Source organism: Microbacterium trichothecenolyticum (assembly GCF_041938625.1).
GTDB classification, from domain to species: Bacteria; Actinomycetota; Actinomycetes; order Actinomycetales; family Microbacteriaceae; genus Microbacterium; species Microbacterium trichothecenolyticum_D.
Genome location: NZ_CP169427.1, coordinates 3,814,619 through 3,838,665, shown reverse-complemented (window position 1 = coordinate 3,838,665; position 24,047 = coordinate 3,814,619). Strand labels below are relative to the sequence as shown.

Annotated in this window: 20 protein-coding genes and 1 pseudogene; 12 read left to right on the top strand and 9 right to left on the bottom strand. The window is 68.1% G+C overall.

From position 1 onward, the window contains the following. Positions 1-10 precede the first annotated feature (10 nt). The 3 genes from ACEYYH_RS17955 to ACEYYH_RS17945 are packed head-to-tail and all read right to left on the bottom strand — an operon-like array spanning position 11 to position 3,346. Positions 11-880, bottom strand: coding sequence for an SDR family NAD(P)-dependent oxidoreductase (locus ACEYYH_RS17955; RefSeq protein ID WP_374975663.1), 870 nt, complete (start codon positions 878-880; stop codon positions 11-13). Next, positions 867-1,685 (bottom strand): sugar phosphate isomerase/epimerase family protein, encoded by an 819-nt coding sequence (locus ACEYYH_RS17950; protein ID WP_374975662.1) that lies wholly within the window; start codon positions 1,683-1,685, stop codon positions 867-869. The genes ACEYYH_RS17955 and ACEYYH_RS17950 overlap by 14 nt, the downstream gene beginning before the upstream one ends. 17 nt (positions 1,686-1,702) lie before the next feature. Next, entirely contained in the window at positions 1,703-3,346 is a 1,644-nt protein-coding gene (locus ACEYYH_RS17945) for an MFS transporter (protein WP_374975661.1), read from the bottom strand. Positions 3,347-3,426: 80 nt separating this feature from the next. On the opposite strand from ACEYYH_RS17945, the gene ACEYYH_RS17940 reads away from it, so the two are divergent. Beyond that, a complete protein-coding gene (locus tag ACEYYH_RS17940) occupies positions 3,427-5,202 on the top strand; it encodes a family 43 glycosylhydrolase (protein ID WP_374975660.1) in 1,776 nt (591 codons plus the stop codon). Next, on the top strand, positions 5,199-6,533 hold the full coding sequence (locus tag ACEYYH_RS17935) for a glycoside hydrolase family 140 protein (RefSeq protein WP_374975659.1): 1,335 nt from the start codon (positions 5,199-5,201) through the stop codon (positions 6,531-6,533). The genes ACEYYH_RS17940 and ACEYYH_RS17935 overlap by 4 nt, the downstream gene beginning before the upstream one ends. Positions 6,534-6,784: 251 nt before the next feature. Here the strand turns inward: ACEYYH_RS17935 and ACEYYH_RS17930 are convergent, their stop codons facing one another. From ACEYYH_RS17930 to ACEYYH_RS17915, 4 genes are all read right to left on the bottom strand, one after another. Beyond that, complete coding sequence (locus ACEYYH_RS17930) at positions 6,785-7,546, bottom strand: GntR family transcriptional regulator (RefSeq protein WP_374975658.1); 762 nt, start codon at positions 7,544-7,546, stop codon at positions 6,785-6,787. A 149-nt stretch (positions 7,547-7,695) separates the two neighbouring features. Then, complete coding sequence (locus ACEYYH_RS17925) at positions 7,696-8,472, bottom strand: ATP-binding cassette domain-containing protein (protein WP_374975657.1); 777 nt, start codon at positions 8,470-8,472, stop codon at positions 7,696-7,698. Beyond that, a complete protein-coding gene (locus tag ACEYYH_RS17920; protein WP_374975656.1) occupies positions 8,469-9,560 on the bottom strand; it encodes an ABC transporter permease in 1,092 nt (363 codons plus the stop codon). Before ACEYYH_RS17920 ends, ACEYYH_RS17925 begins: the two co-directional genes overlap by 4 nt. 82 nt (positions 9,561-9,642) lie before the next feature. After that, on the bottom strand, positions 9,643-10,671 hold the full coding sequence (locus tag ACEYYH_RS17915; protein ID WP_374975655.1) for a substrate-binding domain-containing protein: 1,029 nt from the start codon (positions 10,669-10,671) through the stop codon (positions 9,643-9,645). Between the two features lie 239 nt (positions 10,672-10,910). On the opposite strand from ACEYYH_RS17915, the gene iolC reads away from it, so the two are divergent. The 8 genes from iolC to ACEYYH_RS17875 all read left to right on the top strand — a co-directional run bounded on the left by iolC (position 10,911) and on the right by ACEYYH_RS17875 (position 20,166). Then, the gene (iolC, locus tag ACEYYH_RS17910) at positions 10,911-11,873 is read left to right on the top strand and encodes a 5-dehydro-2-deoxygluconokinase (RefSeq protein WP_374975654.1); all 963 of its coding nucleotides are present in this window, start codon (positions 10,911-10,913) and stop codon (positions 11,871-11,873) included. Next, positions 11,870-12,766: a class I fructose-bisphosphate aldolase gene (locus ACEYYH_RS17905; protein WP_374975653.1), complete on the top strand. Its 897-nt coding sequence runs from the start codon at positions 11,870-11,872 to the stop codon at positions 12,764-12,766. Before iolC ends, ACEYYH_RS17905 begins: the two co-directional genes overlap by 4 nt. A gap of 23 nt (positions 12,767-12,789) precedes the next feature. After that, complete coding sequence (locus ACEYYH_RS17900) at positions 12,790-14,343, top strand: CoA-acylating methylmalonate-semialdehyde dehydrogenase (RefSeq protein WP_374975652.1); 1,554 nt, start codon at positions 12,790-12,792, stop codon at positions 14,341-14,343. An 82-nt stretch (positions 14,344-14,425) separates the two neighbouring features. Continuing rightward, positions 14,426-15,340 carry a 5-deoxy-glucuronate isomerase gene (gene iolB, locus ACEYYH_RS17895; protein ID WP_374975651.1) on the top strand — a complete coding sequence of 305 codons (915 nt, stop codon included), beginning with the start codon at positions 14,426-14,428 and terminating at the stop codon, positions 15,338-15,340. After that, the gene (gene iolD / locus ACEYYH_RS17890; RefSeq protein ID WP_374975650.1) at positions 15,340-17,253 is read left to right on the top strand and encodes a 3D-(3,5/4)-trihydroxycyclohexane-1,2-dione acylhydrolase (decyclizing); all 1,914 of its coding nucleotides are present in this window, start codon (positions 15,340-15,342) and stop codon (positions 17,251-17,253) included. The genes iolB and iolD overlap by 1 nt, the downstream gene beginning before the upstream one ends. Before the next feature lie 43 nt (positions 17,254-17,296). Then, a complete protein-coding gene (locus ACEYYH_RS17885) occupies positions 17,297-18,247 on the top strand; it encodes a sugar phosphate isomerase/epimerase family protein (RefSeq protein ID WP_374975649.1) in 951 nt (316 codons plus the stop codon). Positions 18,248-18,269: 22 nt separating this feature from the next. Further along, on the top strand, positions 18,270-19,283 hold the full coding sequence (locus ACEYYH_RS17880) for a Gfo/Idh/MocA family protein (protein WP_374975648.1): 1,014 nt from the start codon (positions 18,270-18,272) through the stop codon (positions 19,281-19,283). Between the two features lie 16 nt (positions 19,284-19,299). Next, positions 19,300-20,166: a sugar phosphate isomerase/epimerase family protein gene (locus ACEYYH_RS17875; protein ID WP_374975647.1), complete on the top strand. Its 867-nt coding sequence runs from the start codon at positions 19,300-19,302 to the stop codon at positions 20,164-20,166. Positions 20,167-20,552: 386 nt separating this feature from the next. Here the strand turns inward: ACEYYH_RS17875 and ACEYYH_RS17870 are convergent. Together ACEYYH_RS17870 and ACEYYH_RS17865 are read right to left on the bottom strand one after the other, a co-directional pair. Beyond that, positions 20,553-20,720 (bottom strand): annotated as a pseudogene (locus ACEYYH_RS17870) (sugar phosphate isomerase/epimerase); the annotation flags it as partial. A gap of 66 nt (positions 20,721-20,786) precedes the next feature. After that, positions 20,787-22,226 carry a sugar porter family MFS transporter gene (locus ACEYYH_RS17865; RefSeq protein WP_374975646.1) on the bottom strand — a complete coding sequence of 480 codons (1,440 nt, stop codon included), beginning with the start codon at positions 22,224-22,226 and terminating at the stop codon, positions 20,787-20,789. A 169-nt stretch (positions 22,227-22,395) separates the two neighbouring features. Between ACEYYH_RS17865 and ACEYYH_RS17860 the strand changes: the two genes are divergently transcribed. Continuing rightward, the gene (locus ACEYYH_RS17860; RefSeq protein ID WP_374975645.1) at positions 22,396-22,812 is read left to right on the top strand and encodes a tautomerase family protein; all 417 of its coding nucleotides are present in this window, start codon (positions 22,396-22,398) and stop codon (positions 22,810-22,812) included. 11 nt (positions 22,813-22,823) lie between these two features. Continuing rightward, entirely contained in the window at positions 22,824-23,906 is a 1,083-nt protein-coding gene (locus ACEYYH_RS17855; RefSeq protein WP_374975644.1) for a transaldolase family protein, read from the top strand. The last annotated feature ends 141 nt before the right edge of the window (positions 23,907-24,047 follow it).

The following is a 24,047-nucleotide window of genomic DNA, read 5'->3' as shown; positions in this document are numbered from 1 at the left end:
GTCGGCGGACCTACGAACCCGCGGGCGGCGGAGCGACCGCGGAGGATGCATCCTTTTCGGAGATGTCCAGACCCAGGCGCATCATCTTCTCGCTGAGGACCAGCCCGAGCCGGCGCGGGAGCCGTCCCATCACAGGGGCGGCGAACGCGTTGCCGCGGCCGGGGACGACGGCCAGTGGTACGCGCGGCTTGTCGAGGGCCCGCAGGGTGGCTGAGACCACCGCCGCCGGCGTGAGGTAGGCGCTGTCGGGGCCGATCCGCCCACCCGACCTGTCGAAGAACTCGGTGCGGGTCGGGCCCGGCAGCACTGTGAGCGCCGCCACGCCGTGCGGTGCGAGCTCGGCATGCAGCGCCTGGGTGAAGCTCTCGACGTACGCCTTGGTGGCGCCGTAGACCGCCATGTGGGGTGCCGGCAGCAGCGCGGCGAGGCTTGCGACGTTCACGATCGCCCCGCGGCGGTTCGCGACCATGTCGGACGCGAAGCGCTGCGAGAGCCCGGTGAGGCTGGTGACGTTCAGCCCGATCACGTCGTCGGCTGATTCCGGGTTGGTGTCGATCACATCGCCCAGCGTGCCGAAGCCGGCATTGTTCACGAGCAGATCCACTGCGATGCCTCGCCGCCGCGTCTGTGCGTGGAGGGTCGCTGCCGATCCAGGCGGGATCAGGTCGCACCCGATGACTGTCACGTCGACACGGGCATCGGCGCGGATCTCGGAGGCCAGCGCCTCGAGCCGATCGGTGCGTCGGGCCACCAGGACAAGGCTGAGGCCGCGGCGTCCGAGCCGGCGGGCGAACTCCGCGCCGAGCCCGGAGCTGGCGCCCGTGATCAGCGCGGTGCCCCCCGGCACGAGGAACGGGCCGGCGGGCTCAGGACGTGGCACTCACCGACTCCTCCAGGTATGCCAGCGACGACTCGATCGCGGCGAAGACATCGCCACGGACGTGGTCGAACTCGATCACGTCGAGTCGCTCGGCGGGCGCGGCCTCCAGGATCGCGCTGAGGTCGAGAGATCCCTCACCCAGCGGGTGCAGGTCGAGTTCCTCCGCGACATAGCCTTCCGGCGTCGCGAACGGGTCGCGGTCGACGGTGCCGTCCTTGAGGTGCAGCGCGAAGACGCGGTCGCCGAGACGGCGCAGGAGCGCGGGCACGTCCTGCGCGGCTGTGGCCGCCCAGTAAACGTCGACCTCGAGCGCGACGCGCGGGTCGAGCAACGAGACGAAGTGCTCGTACGCGGTCGTGTCGCCTACCCGGTGATGGAATTCGAACGAGTGATTGTGGTACCCCACGCGCAGGCCCGCGTTCGCGGCCTGGGCAGCAGCGGCGTTGAGCCGATCCGCCGTGCGGGCGATCTCGTCGGCGGTCTGCCAGCGGGACGCGGGTACCAGGGGGTCGACGAGCACCTCGACGCCGAGCGCCCTCGCAGCCTGCAGCGTCACGCCCAGCGGCGGCAGCGCAACCAGGTTCCCCTGATATTCGATCTCGTCCGACAGGAAGGGCGCGTGCCCGCTCGGCGCCGTGAGCCCGTGGCGCTGCAGCGCCGGGATCATCTCCATCGTCCGGTCGAAGATCGAGAACGGCTCGACATTGCGGACGCCCAGGGCGGCGATGCGCGCCAGGGTCCCGTCGAGGTCGGTCAGCTGCTCGCGGACGCTGTAGAGCTGCAGAGATGAACGGGGGGAGGTCATGCGGTCCTTTCGGAGGGTCAGTCCGCGTCGGTACGGGGAGTTTCTGAACGGGTGTCGTCTTCGGCGCGCTCTTCCAGCTCGGCGGCTCGCTCGAGCTCGGCGAGTTCCAGCGTCGGCAGGGGGTCGACGCCCGCGGGGCCGCCGACGATCACCGGCGGGGTCGGCACCAGGATGACCTCGTCGGTTGCGGACAGTGCCTCATCACGCGCTTCCAGGTCCGCTTGAGCCTCGGGGAGGATGTGGCGGTCGAAGCGGCCGTAGATCGCCATGATGACGATGATGAGCACGAACAGCACCGCCGGGAACCAGGAGTAGAGCGCAACGATCGTGGCGTTCGCTGCCGGGGGCTGCGCATCGAGGGTGCCGTCGTAGCCGGAGACCGCGAGTGCGAGGCCTACGAAGCCACCGGCGAGGCCGGCGCCGACCTTGACGAAGATGCCGACGATTGCGCCGATGGTGCTTTCCAGGCGACGGTTGCCCTTCCACTCGTTGTATGAGCAGAGGTCGAGGATGATCACCGAGATCAGGTAGCTCACGGGAAGGAGAGCGAGCCCGGTGAACAGCCCGCCCGCGATGAGGATTGGGATGCTGCCACCGGCGAACGCGTTCACCACGGAGCCGATGACGCCCGAGATCGCGCCGAACATGACGATCCGCGAGATCGCCACCCGCTTCATCAGCACCGGCAGGAGAAGGATCGTCGGCAGGATGATGAGGCCCGCGCCCAGGACGATGGACTGCATGCCGAGGTTTCCGACGATGTAGCGGAAGTAGTACGCCCCGGCGCCGGCCCCGTTGATCGCCGAGGCCACAAGTTGCAGTGCGGCGATCGCGAAGATCCACACGTTGCCGCGGAGCGCCGTCATGATGTCGCGGATCGTGACCGGGGGCGCGCCGGCATCGGCGGTGAGATGCACCTCTTTGACGAAGAGGAAGCGGCTCATGCCGATCGCGGCAAGCGGCACCGCGAAGCACAGCACCGCGAACGACCAGCCTTCGGGCGACTTGCCGGCCGCGTTCAGCACCATCGGGAGGGTCACGGTCACGGCGATCGCGCCGAGTGACGTGATGATGCCCGACCGTGTGGTGACCTTCGCATACACGCGACGCCCGTAGAAGGCGCGGGCGAGATAGAGATTGTCGTTTGCGCGCAGGAGAGTGTCGAACACCGCCTGGATGCTGATGAAGGTGGCGAACACCCAGATGATGCGACCGGTCTCACCGAACGACGAGGGCGTCGAGAAGAGCAGCCAGGTCGCGAGCCAGATGCCCAGCACAGCGAATTCGTACGGGCGGGCCTTGCCCCAGCGGGTCTCGGGGCTGCGGTCGACGATGAATGCGGCGACGAGTCCGAACACGCCGTTGCAGAGGTTGGCGACGAGCAGTAGGGCCCCGACGATCGCGGGGGAGAGGCCGAGCGTATCGGTGCAGTAGATGGCCGTGTAGCCCAGGATGATGAAGTTCGCCGCGGCGGAGAGGCCGGCTCCGGCCCAGGCGACAAGCTTGCCGAAGGGCAGGCGAGCGGTTGGCGTCGTCGCCGTCGAAGTGGGTGCAGCCATCGTGCGCAGAACTCCTTCGTCATGCGTCTTCTCGTGCGAACTCGGGTTGTCGCGAAGACAAGTAGACCACATCAGGATCGAGCGATGGCAATCGGTTGTCAAGCACACAAGGTTCATGTTTGACTACGACCGTCCGGTGGGCGCTGAACCGCCGTGCCCGTTCCACTCGAGATGAGACGACAATGACGCGCATTCTGTGCAATCCGATGGATCTGGCCTACCGCTACCAAGACATCCGCTTCACCGGTGTGGTGAGCGGCGTCACCGTCGGCGAGCCAGCCCGAAACGTGCATCGCGAGGCCGCGGACCCCTCACTCGTGCTGTACCGCGACCGGTACTACCTCTTCGCGTCGATGTCGCGCGGATTCTGGCACTCCGGCGATTTCTTAGACTGGGTGTACCAGCCAACTGACAAGCTGCCGCCCTTCGACTACGCCCCCGACGTTCGCGAGGTCAACGGTGCGCTCTTGATCAGCGCGTCGCGAAAGGGTTCGAACTCGCCGTTCTTCCGCAGCACCGATCCCCTCGCCGACGACTTCGAACAGGTTTCCCCCGGGACGTTCTCGTTCTGGGACCCCAACCTCTTTCAGGACGACGATGGCCGTATCTACCTCTATTGGGGCTGCGACAACGTGCAGCCGGTTACCGGCGTCGAACTCAATCCGGACCTGACCCCGATCGGCGAACCGGTGGAGCTCATCCGGGCAGACACGGTCGTGCGCGGATGGGAACGGCTCGGCGAGAACTATGTTGTCCCCGAGCCAACGACCGAGCGCGAGCGTATCGTCGCGTCATTCGCAAGCTCAGCCCCGTACATCGAAGGCGCGTGGATGACCCGGCACGACGGCCGCTACTACCTGCAATACGCCGCGCCGGCGACGCAGAACAACACTTACGCCGACGGCTACTACGTGGGTGATTCCCCGCTCGGGCCCTTCACCTACGCCACGGCTAGCCCGTTTTCGTCGAAGCCGGGTGGATTCGCCCCTGGAGCCGGCCATGGCAGCACGATTCAGGACAAGCATGGCAACTGGTGGCATGCGGCGACCATGCGCATCAGCGTCAACGGGGCGTTTGAGCGACGCCTGGGGGTCTTCCCGGCCGGCTTCGACGCCGACGGTGTGCTTACGTGCAATCAGAACTTCGCCGACTACCCCCTGGCGCTTCCCGACGGCCCGTTCGATCCCTGGGCGAAGATCACGCCCGAGTGGATGCTGCTGTCCTATCGCTCGTCGGTGACGGCCTCGTCGGCGGTGCCGGGTCACGAGCCCGCGCTCGCGGCTGACGAGGACATCCAGACCTGGTGGGCGACGGCCGCGCCGGGGGTGGGGGAGTGGATCTCCCTCGACCTGGGTGCGGTGAGCACCGTCGCCATCGTGCAGGTGAACCTCGCCGATCACGAACTGGCGGTCGCCGCGGAGCCTATCGAGGAGGGAGCCGACGGCGGCCACACCTGGCGGGGTATCTACCGCGAGCACACCCCGGCGCTCGTGGTTGTCGAGGGGTCGGTTGACGGCGAGACATGGGAGATACTGCACGACGGCCGGGTCGAGGGCGCCGACCGGCCGCACGCCCTCATCACGCTCGACGTCCCGCGCGAATTCCGCTTCGTGCGGGTGACCGCGGCGAGTCTGCCCTTCGACGGCGCCTTCGCCGTCAGCGGTCTCCGAGTGTTCGGTCGAGCCGGCGTAGCCCTCCCCGCGGCCGCAGAGCCAAGGGCGGTGCGCACCGAGCCACGCACCGCGCATGTGTCGTGGCCGGCAGTCGACGGTGCTATCGGGTACAACGTGCGCTACGGGGCAGGCCCTGACGCGTTGTACCGCAGCTGGCTTGTGTACGACCGTAACGATCTCGACGTCCCCTCGCTGAATGCCGAGGAGGACACGTGGTTCGCCGTCGACGCGTTCAACGGCGCCGGGGTAACCGTCGGCGAGGCAGTCAGCGCGGTGCCCGCATGATCGCGCAGGGACGTCCGATCGCGGTCAGCGACAACGGTCGCTTCTTGCAGCGTAGCGACGGTTCGCCGTTCTTCTACCTTGCCGACACGGCGTGGGAGCTGCTGCACCGCTGCACCCTCGGTGAGGCCGAGCTCTACCTCCGTGACCGGGCGGCCAAAGGCTTCACCGTGATCCAGACGGTGCTGCTCGCCGAACTAGACGGCCTGCGCGTTCCCGACCCCTCGGGCCGTCTTCCACTCCTCGACGAAGACGTCACCCGGCCCAACGAGGAATACATCGCGCACGTCGACGCCGTCTTCGACCTCGCCGAGTCGCTCGGCCTGACGATCGGTCTGCTTCCGACGTGGGGCGACAAATGGAACCTGCTGTGGGGCATCGGCCCCGAGATGCTAACCCCGGATGGGTGCCGGTCTTTCGGTGAGTACGTCGGCCGCCGGTTCGCGCAGCGCAGCGTGATCTGGATCCTGGGCGGTGATCGCCCCATCGAGACCCCTGAGCACCTCGAGATCGTGCGCGCACTGGCCGAGGGTGTTCGCGCGGGCGATGGGGGCCGCAACTTGATGACCGCCCATACGTGGGGCCAGCACTCGACGAGCGAATACTACGCCGGCGAGCCGTGGCTCGAGTTCCATACCGTGCAGAGCGGCCACGGCCGAAACTTCGAGAACTGGCGCATGATCGAAGCGGACTACGCGCGCACCCCCGTCATCCCGTGCATGGACATGGAACCAGCCTACGAAGAGAGCGTCGACCAGATCGGCAACCTCGCGGGCGGCTTTCTCGATGACTACGACGTGCGCAAGGGGCTGTACTGGGCGTTGTTCGCGGGGGCGCACGGCCACACGTACGGCTGCTGGCCGGTGTGGCAGATGTGGGACGTCGGACGGGACCCGCGTATGTGGGTGCGGATGCCGTGGCGCGAGGCCCTTCAGTTGCCCGGGGCCGGTCAGGTGCGCCACGCGAAGGATTTGCTGCTCTCGCGACCCTACTTCGACCGGATACCGGATCAATCGATGATCCTCGGCGACCCCGCAGTCGGCGTCTACCACGTGCGCGCCACTCGAGACCGGGCCGGGAGCTTCGCTTTCGTCTTCCTGCCCGCCGGGGTGGAGGTGCAGCTGACGCTGGAGAGCATCCGTGGCGACCGCTACACCGCCTGGTGGTTCGATCCCCGAACCGGGACAGCCCTTCGCCTCGGGGATGGCTCTACGCGTGAGCCGCAGACTTTCTCCCCGCCGCGCGGCGGACCCGACTGGGTGCTGGTGATCGACTCCGCGGATGCCGATCACCCCGCTCCGGGGATCTCTTCCTTCCACGCGAGGCGTCGCTGAATAGTCACCGGTCCGAACGTGACCGGTTGTCTTCAGCTCACCCGAAGGCGTACAGGCGACTGTGACTCTGGGGCGGGACTGCTGCACGGATACGTGAAGCCTGTGACGCGAGCCACCCGATGGTTCCAGTCGCGGTCGCTAGCTGGCGGCGCGGATGGTGTGTCGTTGAGTCTTTCGTACTCGGTTGGCGTCTGGTAGTTGTAGAGGCCCAGCTGCACGGTGGGTGTGTCGCTTCCGGGCAGGAGCCTGGCCTACTTGGCGACGAGCGTGGTCTCGAAGCTGTACATGTCGGGGCGATAGCAGTGATGGCCGAACTCGACGGCGCGGCCGGACGCGTCGAAGGCGACGCGCTCCATGGTCAGGACGGGGCCGCCCTTGTCGATGCCGAGCAGCTCGCTCTCGTCGCCGTGCGCGCGGCGTGCCCCGATCTTCTGGTTGGCGATGCGGATCGTCACGCCACGGGCGCGGAGGATCTGATAGAGACCTCGCGTCTCGAGCTGCTCGGTGGTGATGTCGCCGAACTCCGGCGGCAGGTAGTTCTCCAGGAGCGCGACGGCGATCCCGTCGGTCAGGCGTTGGCGCCGGAGGTACACGATGTCCGTGCCGACCGGGATACTGAGGTGTTCGGCGACGCCCGCCTCGGCGGGGCGCGTCTCGTGCGTCAGTACGCGGGTGCCCGGCTCGTGCTGCGCGTTCTTGAGGTCTTCGTAGAGGCTGGTGAGCTCGACCTGGCGGGTCACCTGGCCCTGCACCACCTGGGTCCCGATGCCCCGGCGGCGGACGAGAAGGCCCTTGTCGACGAGCTCCTGGATGGCGCGGCGCACGGTGGGGCGGGACAGCCCGAGGCGCTGGCCGATCGCGATCTCGTTCTCGAGGCGCGCCCCGGCCGGAATGCGACCTGAGCGGATCGCGGCTTCGAGCGCGCTGGAGACCTGGAAGTAGAGGGGGACCGGGCCGGTGCGATCGAGGTCGGCGAGGACGTCGTCGACCCACATCGTGCTGGCGTCCGTCATGGAGAGCTCCCTCATCAATGCCGTCTCGTGGCAACGGCCTATTGTCCCGACAATCGTACCTGGACCACGGTTTGTCCGGTCGGATCCCCGGCCCGCGCGCCGTGGCGGCACGGTGGCGGTGCCGTCGGACGGCACCGCCACCGCACGGATCAGAATGTCCCGGCCCGCACGCGGCGGATGCCGACTTCGCCCTCGACCACGGCCGCGGTGAGTTCTTCGACGGTCGTGTCCTCCCGGCGCACGTCCAGGATCTTCCGGCCGTGATTCATCACGATGTGCCGGTCGCAGACCTGATACGCGTGGTGCAGGTTATGGGTGACGAGGACCGAGCTGACGCCCTCGTCGCGCAGGTGGCGCAGATAGTCCAGCAGCGCCTCGGTGGCGCGCACGGCCAGCGCCGAGGTGGGCTCGTCCAGGATCAGCAGGCTGCGCTTGAAGTGCACGGCCCGGGCGATGGCGACCGCCTGCGCTTGCCCGCCCGACAACGACGAGACGAGCTGTTTGGCGCTCTTGATGCCCTCGATCGTGACGACCGTGTCGAGGATCTCGGTGGCGATCTCGTTCATCCGCTTCAGCTTCATGATGCCGAGGGGATTGGTGATCTCCCGGCCCATGAAGATGTTGCGGGTGATGGACATCTGCGGCACTAGGGCCGAGTCCTGGAAGATCGTCTCGACGCCGAGGGCCTCGGTCGCCTGGCGATTGACGGTCGGGACGGCGGCGCCGTCCCAGTAGTAGGCGCCGGAGGTCATCGGCACCACGCCCGACATGATCTTGACCAGCGTCGACTTGCCCGCGCCGTTGTCTCCGAGGAGGCCCACGACCTCGCCCTTGCCGATGTCGAACGACACATCCTTGAGGACGGTGTTGGCGCCGTAGCGCTTGGTGACGCCTTCCAGGCGCAGCAGGTAGTCGTCGGCGGTCATGACGCCTTTCCTTCCATGAGCTTGTTGAACACCGCGGCGATCACGATGATGAGGCCGACGAACAGCTGGATGTAGAAGCCCGGCGCCTTGGCCAGGATCAGGCCGTTCTCGATGAGGCGGATCAGGGCGGCGCCGACGATCATTCCGATCACCGAGCCGCGTCCGCCGTTGAGCGACGTCCCGCCCACGACCGCCGCAGCGATCGCCATGAGGGTGTAGTCGTCGGTGCTTCCCGGCTGCATCGAGCCGGTGCGCACCGAGATCAGGATCGAGGCGAACCCGATGAGGAGGCCGAAGATCGCGAACGCCAGCAGACGCACCCGAGCGGGGTTGATGCTGATCGCCTTGGCCGCGGACGCGTTGCCGCCGACCGCATAGATGTGGTTGCCCAGCTTGTGGCGGTGCAGGAACACCCATGCGGCGAAGCCGATGATGACGAGCCAGAGCAGCTGCGACCGGAAGAAGCCGAAGTCGCCTGCGAACAGCTGTGTCAGCACGTCGTCCTTCGCGTCGACGAGGATCGCCGGCGACGTGCCGTTGACGAAGATGCTGGCGCCCGTCCAGAAGAACCCCATGCCGAGTGTGGCGATGAACGACGGGATCTTGGAGACCACGACGATGACGCCGTTGACCAGCGCGATGGAGGTGGCGACCAACAGCGCGGCCGGGATGCCCCAGCCCCAGCCGAAGGCCTCGGAGACGTTGATGAAGACGATGGCGGAGAACCCGACGTTGGCGCCGAGGGAGAGGTCGAACTCACCGGCGACCATCAGGATGCCCGCGGCGATGCCCATCAGAGCGAGCACCGGGATGCTCTGGGAGATGACGCCGGAAAGATTGGAAGCCGAGAGGAACGGGAACTGAGTGGGTGCGACGAGGCCAGCGACGATGAAGCCGAGGAGCACCGCCGAAAGGATGATGCCGATCTCGAACGCGCCGCGGCCACGGCTGTAGCGTATCGACTCGCGGAACCGCTCACCGGCGGTGCGCGGCTGGTTGTCGGCCAGCCGGCGACCGGTGGCGACGGTCTCCGTTGGGGCGGGCGCCGTGAGCACGTGCTCGGTGGAGCCGGGTGTGGGGGTGGACATCGCTGTCACCTTTCTGCGCGGGCGTCCTCGCCTGCGCCGGTCCGGAGCGGGGGACGGATGCGGCATCCGTCCCCCGCTCGACTCAGAATCGAACGCCCTCGAGGCTCTCGTCTTCGAGCAGCTCGACGTTGGATGCGTCGATCAGGCCCTGACCGCCGGAGTTGATGTTCGCGGGCGACAGGCCGAAGTCGAGGAACAGCACGCCCTGGGTCACAGCCTGGAAGCCCTGCACGTAGCCTTGCTGGTCGGCCGTGGCGATGATGTCGCCGTTCTTGATGCCGGCCACGACCTGCGGCGAGGTGTCGAAGCCTACTACCGGCGCGGTGACACCGGCGGCCTCCATGGCTGCGACGATGTTGCGGTGCGGGGTGCCGCCGAGCGGTGCAATCGCCGCGACGTCCGGGTTCGCCGTCAGCCACGCGGTGAGCGAGTTGAGCGCCTCTTCGTCGTTGCCCGACGTGCGGAGGAACTCGCCCTTCGCACCGACCTCGTCCAGGGATTCCTGAACGCCGCCGCCGCGCTGGATGGCGTACTGCTGCTCGGGCTCCTCAGCCGGGAAGAGCACCTTGTCGCCGGAACCGAGACCCGCCTCTTCGACGAGGCGCTCGCCGACGATCGTGCCGACTTCGAAGAAGTCCTGTCCGACGAAGCCCTTCACGCAGTCGGCGGCGCTCTCGGGGGCGGGGACGTTGTAGGCGATGACGGTGATGCCGGCATCCGCCGCGTCGCAGGCGACGCCGACCCACTTCTCGCCCTCGTTGAACGGCATGAAGATCAGGCTCGGGTCGGTGGCGATCGCTGTCTGCACGAGGTCGACCATCTTGTCGGGGTCGCCCTCAGCGGTCTGGTGGGTGAGTTCGAGGCCGCCCAGAGCGGCGGCATCCTCGCCGCCGTTCAAGATCTGGGCCCAGAAGGGGTCTCCCGCGGGGTTGTAGTAGGTGAAGAAGTAGGTGTTGCGGTTCTCGGCGTGCGAGCCGTAGCCGCTGTCGAGGGCCGCGGCGGACTCGTTGTCGCTCGAGGAGCCTCCGGCGGTGCAGGCGGTGGTGACGAGGGCTGCAGCGGCCACGACCGCCAGGGCGACGGCGCTGCGCGCGATGGTTCGGGTGTTCACGTCTTCGTGTCCTTTCGAGTGCGGTGCAAGGGGCACCGAGCATCGTTGCTGTCACGCACTGTAGAACCCGAGCTGGCAATCTGTCAACAGAATGTCTTTACATAACCTTCGGAATCATCGATGCTGGACGTAGGCGAGTGTTGTGCTGAGCGCGCCTTGTGCTATTGTTAGGACAAATTTCCCGCCGGATCCCCCGAACCGGAGTTCCGATCCTCGATCAGAGAGTTGTACAGCGGAGTATGACCGAGAACACCTTCGTTCCCGACGTGCTGAGCTTCGGCCGCCTCGGAGTCGACATCTACCCCCTCCAGTCAGGCCGTGGCCTCGAAGATGTGGAGACGTTCGGCAAGTTCCTGGGCGGCAGCGCGGCGAACGTCGCCGTCGCCGCTGCGCGCTACGGCCGCCGCTCCGCGCTGGTCTCGCGCGTGGGCGACGACCCCTTCGGCCGCTACTTGCTGCGCGAGCTCGAACGCCTGGGTGTCGACAACCGATACGTGCGGGTCGATGACACCACCCTGAAGACGCCAGTCACCTTCTGTGAGATCTTTCCGCCGGACGACTTCCCGCTCTACTTCTACCGAGAGCCCAAGGCTCCCGACCTTAACATCGCGCCGGCCGAGCTCGACCTCGACGCCGTGCGCAACGCCCGCATTCTGTGGTTCACCGCCACCGGCCTCAGCCAAGAGCCGAGCCGCGCCGCCCATCACGCCGCGCTGCAGGCCCGCGAGAGCGGCTACACCGTGTTCGACCTCGACTACCGGCCGATGTTCTGGGCGGAGCCCGCCGAGGCCGCAGTCCAGGTGGGCCGCGCGCTCGCCTACTCGACCGTCGCCGTGGGCAACCGCGAAGAGTGCGGGGTCGCGGTCGGAGAGACCGATCCGTACCGCGCCGCCGATGCGCTGCTAGAGCGCGGCGTGGAACTGGCGATCGTCAAGCAGGGGCCGAAGGGCGTGCTCGCCAAGACCAAGGACGAGTCCGTCGAGGTGCCGCCGTACTGGGTGGACGTCGTCAACGGACTCGGCGCCGGCGACGCCTTCGGCGGCGCCCTTTGCCACGGGCTCCTCGCCGGCTGGGGACTCGAGCGCATCCTCCGGTTCGCCAACATCGCCGGAGCCGTTGTCGCGTCCCGCCTTGAGTGCTCCACCGCCATGCCCACCGAAGCCGAGGTCTCGGCGATCCTCGAGACGGGAGCCTCCCGATGACGCAATTCCTCGCCGCAGAGGACTTCGCACGCCTCCGAGAGATCCGTGCGACCGAGCCGGCGTCGATCGGCGCGTTCCTCACCGACCGCCGTCGGCGTGACGTGCTCCGCGGCGACGGACGCATCTTCATCGTGGCCGCGGACCACCCCGCCCGAGGCGCGCTCGCCGTCGGCAAGAATCCGACCGCGATGGCCGACCGGTACGACCTGCTGGACCGCCTGGCCACGGCGCTCAGCCGTCCCGGCGTGGACGGCGTGCTCGGCACTCCCGACATCATCGACGACCTGGCCGCACTCGGCCTGCTAGACGACAAGATCGTCGTCGGCTCGATGAACCGCGGCGGCCTGCGCGGCGCGTCGTTCGAGATGGACGACCGCATGACCGCGTACGACGTGCCGACGATGGTTTCCTCGGGCGTGGACTTCGCCAAGACGCTCGTGCGGGTGGACCTGGCCGACCCCGGCACCGTCTCGACGCTCGCGGCCATGGCCGACGTGATCACCCAGGCCGCCGCGGCGCGGCTGCCGATCATGCTCGAGCCCTTCCTCAGCCACCGTGTCGACGGTCGGGTCGTCAACGACCTGTCGACGGATGCCGTCATCCTCTCGATCGCCATCGCCTCCGGTCTCGGCGCTTCCAGCGCCTACACCTGGATGAAGCTCCCCGTCGTGGAAGACATGGAGCGCGTGATGGCGGCGACGACGATGCCGACCCTCCTCCTCGGCGGCGACTCCGGTGTCGACCCCGATGAGACCTTCGCCGCCTGGGAGGACGCGCTCTCGCTCCCCGGTGTGCGCGGCCTGACCGTTGGGCGCACCCTGCTCTACCCGCCCGATGGAGACGTCGCGGCCGCCGTGGACATCGCGGCCGGTCTCGTGCACCCCGACCTCTGAATCCCCCTCACAAAGGAAACCTCATGAGCACTACCCAGACTTCTTTCTCGACGACCGACGGGGACGCTGATGTGCGGGTGATCTCGCATTGGATCGACGGCGCCGAGCGTGCCTCGACTTCAGGCCGGACGGCGCCGGTGTTCAACCCGGCGACCGGTGCGGTGTCCGCGCGGGTCGCGCTGGCCGACCAGGCGGAGATCGACGAGGCCATCGCCTCGGCCGAGGCCGGCTACCGGGTGTGGAAGACGTACTCCATCGCCAAGCGCCAGACGGTGCTGTTCAACTTCCGGGAGCTGCTCAACGAGCGCAAGCGGGAGCTGGCGGAGATCATCACCGCCGAGCACGGCAAGGTCGTCTCGGACGCGATGGGCGAGATCCTCCGCGGCCAGGAGGTCGTGGAGCTGGCGACGGGGTTCCCGCATCTCATCAAGGGCGCCTTCTCGGAGAACGCGTCGACCGGCGTCGACGTGTACTCGCTGAAGCAGCCGCTGGGTGTGGTGGGCATCATCAGCCCGTTCAACTTCCCGGCGATGGTGCCGATGTGGTTCTTCCCGATCGCGATCGCCGCCGGCAACGCCGTTGTGCTCAAGCCGTCGGAGAAGGACCCATCCGCGGCGCTGTGGCTGGCCGAGGCATGGAAGGAAGCCGGCCTGCCGGACGGGGTGTTCACGGTGCTGCAGGGCGACAAGCTCGCCGTGGACGGGCTGCTCACCTCTCCGGTGGTGCAGTCGATCAGTTTCGTCGGGTCGACGCCGATCGCGCAGTACATCTACGAGACCGCGTCCAAGCATGGCAAGCGGGTGCAGGCGCTCGGCGGCGCGAAGAACCACATGCTGGTGCTCCCCGACGCGGACCTGGACCTCGTCGCCGACCAGGCCGTGAACGCCGGCTACGGCGCCGCCGGGGAACGCTGCATGGCCATCAGCGTGGTGCTCGCCGTAGAGCCCGTCGCCGACGAGCTGATCGCCAAGATCCAGGAGCGCATCGCGAAGCTGCGCATCGGCAACGGGGCGGGCGTGGACGGTGTCGAGCCCGACATGGGCCCGCTGATCACCGACATCCACCGCGACAAGGTGTCGTCCTACGTCGACATCGCCGAGCAGGATGGCGCGAAGATCGTCGTCGACGGCCGGGGCTTCACCGTCGACGGGCACGAGGACGGGTTCTTCTTCGGACCCACCCTCATCGACGACATCCCCACCACCAGCCGCGCCTACCAGGAGGAGATCTTCGGACCCGTGCTCTCCGTCGTCCGCGTGCAGTCGTACGACGAGGGACTGGAGCTGATCAACTCCGGGCAGTTCGGCAACGGCACCGCGATCTTCACCAACGACGGCGGCGCTGCCCGCCGGTTCCAGAACGAAGTCGAGGTCGGCATGATCGGCATCAACGTGCCCATCCCCGTCCCCGTCGCCTACCACTCCTTCGGCGGCTGGAAGCAGTCCCTGTTCGGCGACGCGAAAGCCTACGGCGTGCACGGATTCGACTTCTTCACCCGCGAGAAGGCCATCACCAGCCGCTGGCTCGACCCCGCCAGCCACGGCGGCATCAACCTCGGCTTCCCCCAGAACAACTGACCCCTGACTGCTGCGGCCGCGAATCCGGGGGGACTCGCGGCCGCGGCATCCGTCCTCCACAATCGACACACGAGAGCACGACATGAGCACTTCGGACCAGCGCTGGTTCCACCGCCGAGGCGACCTTGCCCGTGACGGGTGGGAGAGCGTCGTCGACGCCACCACCCCCGGGTGGGAGCACACCGGCATCCGCGTTGCGAACCTCCAGGAGGGTGAGACGCTGACGCTCGACGACCGCGGTGTCGAGCGCATCGTGGTGCCGCTCGGCGGCGAGTTTCGCGTCGTGCACCACCACTTCCCCGGAGAATGGGAGACGCGCCTGCACGGTCGCGCGTCAGTGTTCGACGGCCCGACCGACGTGCTGTACCTGCCGACCGGCACGACCGCCGAGGTGCGCGGCCACGGTCGTGTCGCGGTGACCGAGGCGCCAACCGCCGAGGCGCGCCCCTGGCAGTACATCCCGGCGTCCGACACGCCCGTCGAACTGCGGGGCGCTGGCCGCTCGAGCCGTCAGGTGCACAACTTCGGCACGCCGCAGGCGCTGGACGCCGCCCGCCTCATCGTGTGCGAGGTCATCACGCCGGCCGAGAACTGGTCGTCGTACCCGCCGCACAAGCACGACGAGCACGTACCGGGCCACGAGTCGCGCCTCGAGGAGATCTACTACTTCGAGACCGCTCCGGTCGCGGGAGCGGATGCTGCGCCCGGGACCTCGTTCGGCATGTTCAGCACGTACTCGTCCCCGGCGGGCGACATCGACATCAACGCGATGGTGCGCACCGGCGACATCGCGCTCGTTCCCTTCGGGTACCACGGTCCCGCCGTGGCCGCCCCGGGGTACGACCTGTACTACCTCAACGTGATGGCCGGTCCCGACCCCGAGCGGGCCTGGCTCATCAGCGACGACCCGGCGCACGCATGGGTGCGCGACACCTGGAACGGGCAGGCGATCGACGATCGACTGCCTTTCACCGACGACAAGGAAGGCGACCGCTGATGGGCGCGACCAAACGGATGACGGTCAGTCAGGCGCTCGTGGAGTTCCTGGCCCACCAGTGGACCGTGGACGGCGACATCCGCGAGCGCACGATCGCCGGCATGTTCGGCATCTTCGGCCACGGCAACGTGGCAGGCATCGGCCAGGCGCTGAAGCAGGTCAACGTTGAGCAGCCCGACCTCATGCCGTACTATCAGGCCCGCAACGAGCAGGCGATGGTGCACCAGGCCGTCGGCTACGCCCGCATGCACCGCCGTCGCGGCACCTACGCGTCGGCCGCGTCGGTCGGCCCGGGCGCCGCGAACATGCTCACCGCCGCGGCCCTGGCCACCACCAACCGCCTTCCGGCGCTGCTGCTGCCCAGCGACACCTTCGCCACGCGCGTCGCCGACCCGGTGCTGCAGCAACTCGAGCAGCCGTGGGATATCGGCCTGCAGGTCACGGATGCCTTCCGCCCGCTGTCGCGCTTCTTCGACCGCGTGCAGCGCCCCGAGCAGCTCTACTCGATCGCCCTCGCCGCGATGCGCGTGCTCACGGACCCCGCCGAGACCGGCGCCGTCACCATCGCGCTCCCCGAGGACGTTCAGGCCGAGGCGCTCGACGTGCCCCTGGAGTTCCTGCAGGACCGCGAGTGGCACATCCGCCGGCCGCTTCCCGAGCGCGGGCCGCTGGCACGCGCTGTCGCGGCCATCCGGGGCGCCAAGAACCCGTTCATCGTCGCGGGCGGCGGGGTCATCTACTCCGGCGCCGAGGACCAGCTCCGCGCGCTCGTCGAGGCGACCGGCATCCCCGTCGGCACGTCGCAGGCTGGCGGCGGCGTCCTGAACTGGGACCACCCGCAGAACCTCGGCGGCGTCGGCGCCACCGGCACGCTGGCCGCGAACCGCCTCGCCGCTGAGGCGGACGTCATCATCGGCATCGGCACGCGCTACAGCGACTTCACCACCGCGTCGCGCACCGCGTTCCAGAACCCCGACGTCACCTTCGTCAACATCAACGTCGCCTCCTTCGACGCGTACAAGCACGGCTCGCAGCTGCCGGTCATCGCCGACGCCCGCGAGGCTCTGGCGGAGCTCGCGATCGAGCTCGAGGGCTTCGAGATCTCGCGCGAGTACAGCGGGCGCATCGCGCGTGAGAAGGCCGAGTGGGACAAGACGGTCGACAACGCCTTCGCGCCGTCCGGCCTCGAGCTGCCCGGCCAGCCCGAGATCATCGGGGCGGTGCAGTCGACCAGCGCACCGGAGGACGTCATCGTGCAGGCGGCGGGGTCGCTCCCGGGCGACCTTCACAAGCTGTGGCGCGTGCGCGACCCGCTCGGGTATCACGTCGAGTACGCGTTCTCGTGCATGGGCTACGAGATCGCCGGCGGCCTCGGCGCCAAGCGAGGGCTCATCGCCGACGGCGACGAACGCGACGTCATCGTGATGGTCGGCGACGGCTCGTACCTGATGCTCAACACCGAGCTCGTCACAGCGGTGGCCGAGGGGATCAAGCTGATCGTCGTGCTCATCCAGAACCACGGCTACGCGTCGATCGGCCATCTGTCCGAGACGGTCGGCTCCGAGCGCTTCGGCACGTGGTACCGCGAGTACGACGGCGAGGCCCGCAACTTCCAGGGCGAGAAGATCCTCCCTGTCGACCTCGCGATGAATGCCCGCAGCTACGGCCTCGACGTCGTCGAGATCGAGCCCGGCGCCTCGGCGATCGACGACCTGAAGGCCGCCGTCGCCCAGGCGAAGGCATCCGACCGCTCGACGTTCATTCACATCAACAGCGACCCGCTCGTCTACGCGCCCGACGGCGACGGATGGTGGGATGTGCCCGTTCCCGAGGTCTCGACCCTCGAGAGCACCCAGCGAGCGCGCGACGAGTATCTGACCCAGCAGGCGAGCCAGAAGCCGCTGCTCGGCTGAGCCGCGGACGCATGACCCCCTCGAAACAGAAACGGCGAAACACATGACCGACACCATTCCCGCCGACTCCGACGTCGTCGTGGCCAACGGCCCCGGCCTCCGCATCGGCACCGCGCCCGACTCGTGGGGCGTCTGGTTCCCGGACGACCCGAAGCAGGTGCCGTGGCAGCGGTTCCTTGACGAGGTCGTGAAGGCCGGCTACTCGTGGATCGAGCTCGGCCCGTACGGGTACCTGCCCACCGACCCGCTCCAGCTGGAGGACGAGCTCGGCTCGCGCGGCCTGAAGCTGTCGGCCGGCACCGTGTTCACCGGCTTCCACAAGGGCGAGGATCAATGGCAGCGCGCCTGGGACCAGGCGATCAAAGTCGCCGGTCTCGCCTCGAAGCTCGGCGCCGAGCACCTCGTTGTGATCCCGGACCTGTGGCGCAGCGACGCGACCAGTGAGGTGCTCGAGTCACGTACGCTCACCGACGAGCAGTGGAAGAAGCTCGCCGCCGGCCACGACCGCCTCGGCAAGGCGCTGCTCGAGGAGTTCGGCATGAAGCAGCAGTTCCACTCGCACGCCGACAGCCACGTCGGGACGACGCGCGAGGTGCTCCGCTTCCTCGACGAGACCGACGTCCGCTACACCAACCTGTGTCTCGACACCGGTCACTTCGCGTACTACGGCGGCGACAACGTCAAGCTCATCGAAGACCGCCCCGAGCGCATCGGCTACCTGCACCTCAAGCAGGTCGACACGTCGCTGCTGTTCGACGTGCTGAAGAACGACGTGCCGTTCGCGGATGCCGTCACCCAGGGCATCATGATCGAACCGCCGCACGGCGTGCCCGACCTGGCACCCATCATCGAGGCCGTCGCGGCGATCGACCGCGAGATCTTCGCGATCGTCGAGCAGGACATGTACGGCTGCGACGTCGACTATCCGTTCCCCATCGCGAAGCGCACGCGCGAGCACATCTTCAGCTGCACCCACTTCGCCCGCGTCCACTGATCGACCCCTGGAGACAACCAACATGAGCAACGACCTCCGCATCGGCGTCGTCGGCGCCGGCCTCATGGGCGCGGACCACATCGCCCGCATTACCCACCGCATCTCGGGCGCCGTCGTCTCGGCCGTCGTCGAGCCCGACCAGGGCCGAGCGGCAGCTGCCGCGGCCAACGCGCCGGGCGCGGCGATCTTCGCCCGCATCGAGGACGCGATCGCCGCCGACGCCGTGGACGCGGTCCTCATCGCGGTGCCGGGCCAGTTCCACGAGCCGGTGCTCGTGCCGGTGCTCGAGGCGAAGCTGCCCATTCTGTGCGAGAAGCCGCTCACGCCCGACTCGACCTCGTCGTTCAAGATCCTCGAGCTCGAGCAGAAGCTCGATCGTCCCCACATCCAGGTGGGCTTCATGCGCCGGTTCGACCCGGAGTACGCGGCCCTGCGCGAGCTCATCACCTCCGGTGACGCCGGCGACCTCGTGATGCTGCGCGCCGTGCACCGCAACCCGTCGGTGCCCGACTCGTACACGCAGACGATGCTCATCACCGACTCGGTCGTGCACGAGTTCGATGTCGTGCCGTGGCTCGCGGGCTCCACCGTGAAGTCCGTCGAGGTGAAGTTCCCCCGCCGCAACTCCCTCACACCGGAGCACCTGCGGGAGCCGATCCTCGTGATCATGGAGCTCGAGAACGGCGTGCTCGTGGACGTCGAGATGAACGTCAGCGTGCAGTTCGGGTACCAGGTCGCCACCGAGGCGGTCTTCGAGAAGGGCATCGCCCGAATCGGACAGCCCTCGGGCCTGCAGCAGTGGCGCGACGGCCGGTTCTCGATCGCGGACCACGTCAGCTTCACCACGCGCTTCGCGTCGGCATACGACGAGCAGATCCAGCGCTGGGTGAACGCCGTCAAGGATGGCCGACTGGTCGACGGCCCCAACGCGTGGGACGGCTACCTCGTCGCCCTCGCCTGCGAGGCCGGCGTCAAGGCGCTCGAGGGCGGCATCGTCCCGGTCCAGTTCGCCGAGCGCCCCGCGTTCTACGCCTGATCCCGGAGGAGTCCCCATGGTCCGCATCGCGCTCGATCCCACGCCGTACCACCACGACTTCTCGCTCTTCGGGTTCCCCGAGGTCGCCGCGCGCCTGGGCTACGAGCACCTGCAGCTCACGCCGCACGTCGACTTCTCGCCGTTCTTCCGCTACCCGAAGGCCGACGACGACGTCGTCGCGCGCTTCAAGAAGGCGGCGAAGGACGCCGGTGTCGGCATCCCGGCCATCCTCCCCGTGCAGCGGATCTCCTGGCCGGAGGAGCCGCAGCGGGAAGCCGCCGTGCGCAACTTCCGCCGCATCATCCAGCTGGCGGTGGAGCTCGACATCCCCGTGATCAACACCGAGTTCTCAGGGCGCCCCGAGCGCTCGGAAGAATCCGAGGCGGCCTTCTACCGCTCCATGGAGGAGCTGCTGCCCCTCGTAGAGCAGGAGGGTCTGCGCCTGAACATCGACCCGCACCCTGACGACTTCGTCGAGGACGGGCTCGAGGCGTGGCGCGTGCTCCGCGGGCTCAACTCGAAGGCCATCGGCTTCGTCTACGTCGCCTCGCACACGTTCCACTACGGCAACCGCGCGACGACGCTCCTCCCGGAGCTCGGCGACCGTCTGGGAGCGGTGTACACGGCCGACACGTTCGATCACCACCGCTCGCATGGGCTGCGCTACATCTCGAACCCCCCGGGCAACGAGGCGCGCATCCACCAGCACCTGCGCATCGGCGACGGCGACGTGAACTGGACTGAGCTGTTCGACACGCTGCGTGCGATCGGCTACCTCGACCGGGACGACGGCCTCATCGTGTCGAACGTCTTCGCCGAGGACGAGACCGCCGACGAGGTCTCGCGCTTCCAGCTCGAGCGCCTGCGCGAACTGATCGGCTGAACCCTCTCACCACGAACGCCGACGACGCCTGCCCGCCGTCTCGACGCGGGCTTCGCCGCCGAATCGCTGCTGCCGTATGTCGACGGACTCACCGTGACCGGGTCGGCGCGGTTCTCGTCGCAGAGCGCGACGGCTCCGGACGCGAAGACTTGGGTGGACGCCGTGAAGTCGACCGGCTACGACGGCTGGTTGCCCCGGAGATGTTCTCGACGAAGGCCTCCGAGAGCGACCGCTAACCGTCGCCTCGACGATGCGAGGCCTTCTGGAGATCCTCGTCTCCTGACCACACGAGAAGAGCCCGGGCTGATGCCCGGGCTCCTCTCGTGTGCGATCAGACACCGAAGTCGCGAGCGCGGAATCCGCCTCCTTCAGCACCGCCGCAGCGACCTCGAGGCATCCGATCCGAGGATCTCGTCGAAAGCCGGAACCTGCGTAGCGGGCAGGAACCCGCCGGTGTTGATCTCGAGACCGGTCAGCCCGAGGTCGCGCACGACCTCGATCGCCGCGGCCAGGTCGCGGTCGTAGAGGATCGCGTTGTAGATGCCGAGATGCATGGGAAGGCATTTCGTGCCGACGACGGCGCCCGCGGTGTCGCGAGCGCCGTCGTCGTGGAATGGGGGTTAGGCGCCGAGGCGCTCGCGGCGGGAAACGGTGCGGATCGCCTGGGTGCGGAAGTCCTCCTCCAGACGCTCGAGCGAGCGGCCCTTGGTCTCGGGCACCGCGCGCCAGATGAAGAAGAACGACAGGGCGTTGATCGCGGCGAAGAGCAGGAACGTCGGCGTCGAGCCGATCGCCTCGACGATCTGCGGGAAGACGAACGAGATAAGGGCGTTAACAGTCCACAGCACGAACACGGCGAGGCCCATCGCGAGGCCGCGGATCGCCAGCGGGAAGATCTCGCTGAGCATCAGCCACACGCCGGTGCCGATGAAGGCCTGCACGAAGGCGACGAAGAGCATCATGCCGGCGAGGATCAGGTAGCTCGTGGCATCCGACTGCGGCAGCGTGAAGAGGAACGCGAGGAGCAGCTGAGATCCGACCACGCCGCCGAATCCGATCATCAGCATGACGCGGCGCGGTACGAAGCCGAGCAGCCAGATGCCGAGGATCGTCATGACGACGCTCGTGACGCCCACGCCGATGGTGGCGATGAGGGCGGCCTGGTCGCCGAGACCCGACGCAGTGAGGATGCTCGGCGCGTAGTAGTTGACGGTGTTGATGCCGGTTGCCTGCTGGACCGCGGCGAGGCCGAACCCGATGTAGAGCAGCCGACGCATCCAGCGGTTGTCGCGCAGCGCGTGCCACGCGTGCTTGCGGCTGTCGCCCTCGGCTTTGGCCGTGGCGACGATGTCTGACACCTCCGCCTCGACCTGCTCGGGCGTGCGGCTGAGGGTGAGCACCTGACGAGCCTCGTTGACGCGGCCGCGCGCACCGAACCAGCGCGGCGACTCCGGCAATAGGAACATGCCGATGAGCAGCACGACGGCGGGGATCGCGGCGACGCCGAGCATGATGCGCCACACATGGGTGTCTTCGATCGTCACGGCCAGGAGCGCGTTGATCGCGAAGGCGAGCATCTGGCCGGTCACGATCATGAGCTCGTTGATGGTCACCATGCGTCCGCGACGTTCGGCGGGCGCCATCTCGGCGAGGTACAGCGGGCACGCGACGGCGGCCGCGCCGACGCCGAAGCCGAGCAGGATTCGGGCGGCGACCATCAGCGCGACGTTGGGGGCGAGAGCGCAGCCCAGCGCGCCGACGAGGAAGATGACGGCGCAGACGATGAGGCTGTTCTTGCGGCCCAGCCAGTCCGCGATGCGGCCCCCGAGCAGTGCGCCGAACGCGGCGCCGGGGAACAGCAGCGAGCTGACGACCCACGCCTCCTGCGCGGTCGTCATCGCGAGATCGTCGCGCATGTAGAGCAGGGCGCCGGAGATGACCCCGGTGTCGTAGCCGAAGAGCAGGCCACCGAGCGTCGAGATGACCGTGAGCCGGATAAGGAAGCCCTTGCCGGCGGTACCGCCTACCCGGGCGGTGGATGAGGTGTTGGTATGCGACACGAGGACGCTCCTTCGCGTGAGTCGATCGTAGGCGGACGCTGCCCTTGATTCTAATTGTAAGGACATACTGTCATGAGTTATAGATCCGCACAAGATCGATGCGAATTGACGACCCGGTCGACAGATGTAAGAATGTCAGGACAAAGTTCTCTACCCCAAGGAGACCCCCATGCCGCTCGTCCGCATCGACCACAGCGACGCCCGCACCAACTCGGCCGAGATCGCCGGCGCCATCCACGACGCGATCGTCGCGGTCTACGGCATCCCGGTCCGCGACCGCTTCCAGGTGATCACCGCCCGTCCAAGCGCCACGATCGTCGCCGAGGACGCCGGTCTCGGCTTCGACCGCACCGACCCGGTGATCATCCAGATCTTCACGCAGCGCGGCCGCACCGATGAGACGAAGCAGGAACTGTACGCCGAGATCGCCACGCGCCTGGCCACCGTGGGCGTCGACGGCGAGGACGTCTTCATCGGCTACGTCGAGAACGGGCCGCAGGACTGGTCGTTCGGCTTCGGTCGTGCCCAGTACATGACGGGCGAGCTAGCCGTGCCGGCCGCCAAGCCGGCTGGCGCCAGCGTCTGAGGGCGAGCGACATGACCATCGTCACGGACGCCCCGGCCCGCCCCTTCGCGCAGGCCGCCGAGCGGTTCCCGACCGTGCTGTGGAACGACTCGGCCGATCCCGAGGAGCTGCGGCGCTCCATCGCGCTCGGCGCAGTCGGCGCCACATGCAACCCGGTGATCGCCCTCACGGCGATCCGCAATCGCCCCGACGTGTGGAAGCCGCGCCTCCAAGAGCTCGCGGCGGATCATCCGACCTGGGGGGAGTCCGAGCTCGGCTGGCAGGCCGTCAAGGACCTCTCCATCGAGGCTGCGCGCCTGCTCGAGCCGGCCTTCGTCGCGAGCGGCGGACGCGACGGCCGCCTGTCGATCCAGACCGACCCGCGCCTGCACCGCGACGTCGACGCCCTCGTCGCCCAGGCGGTCGAGTTCTCGCAGCTCGCCGAGAACATCATCGTCAAGATCCCCGCGACCGCGACCGGTATCGCCGCGATGGAGGAGGCCGCCTTCCGCGGCGTCAGCATCAACGCGACGCTGAGCTTCACGGTGCCGCAGGCCATCGCGGTCGGCGAGGCTCTGGAGCGCGCGCTCGACCGGCGCCGCGAGGCCGGCCTTGCCGAGCGTGAGTTCGGCCACGTCGTCACCATCATGGGCGGTCGCCTGGACGACTGGCTCAAGGCGTGGACCGCGAAGAACCGCATCCTCGCCGCGCCCGGTACGCTCGACTGGGCCGGTGTGGCAGCCCTCAAGAAGGCGCACGCAGTGTTCACCGCGCGCGGCTTCCGCAGCCGCATCCTGTCGGCGGCGTTCCGCAATCATCTGCAGTGGTCGGAGCTCGTCGGGGGAGACCTTGTGATCTCGCCGCCGTTCGACTGGCAGCACCGGATCGACTCCAACGGCATCCTCGCCGAGGACCGGATCGCCGAGCCTGTGCCCGCGGCGATCCTGGACGAGCTGATGTCGCTCAGCGAATTCCGCCGGGCCTACGATGTCGATGGCATGCGCCCCGAGGAGTTCGCCGACTTCGGCGCCGCCCGCAACACGCTGCGGCACTTCCTCGACGCCGACGCGCAGCTCGACGCACTGGTGCGGGACATCCTCGTCCCGGCGGCGTGAGACCCGGCCGACCGGGCTCCGGACTGGTCGTCCGGCCGCACGCCATGTTCTCCCTTACCAATAACGGTGCGGTGCCGAGTTGGTGACTCTCTACGACCACGGCGGGATCGTCGTTCAGGCTGGCGAGCCTAGGATGCGGCT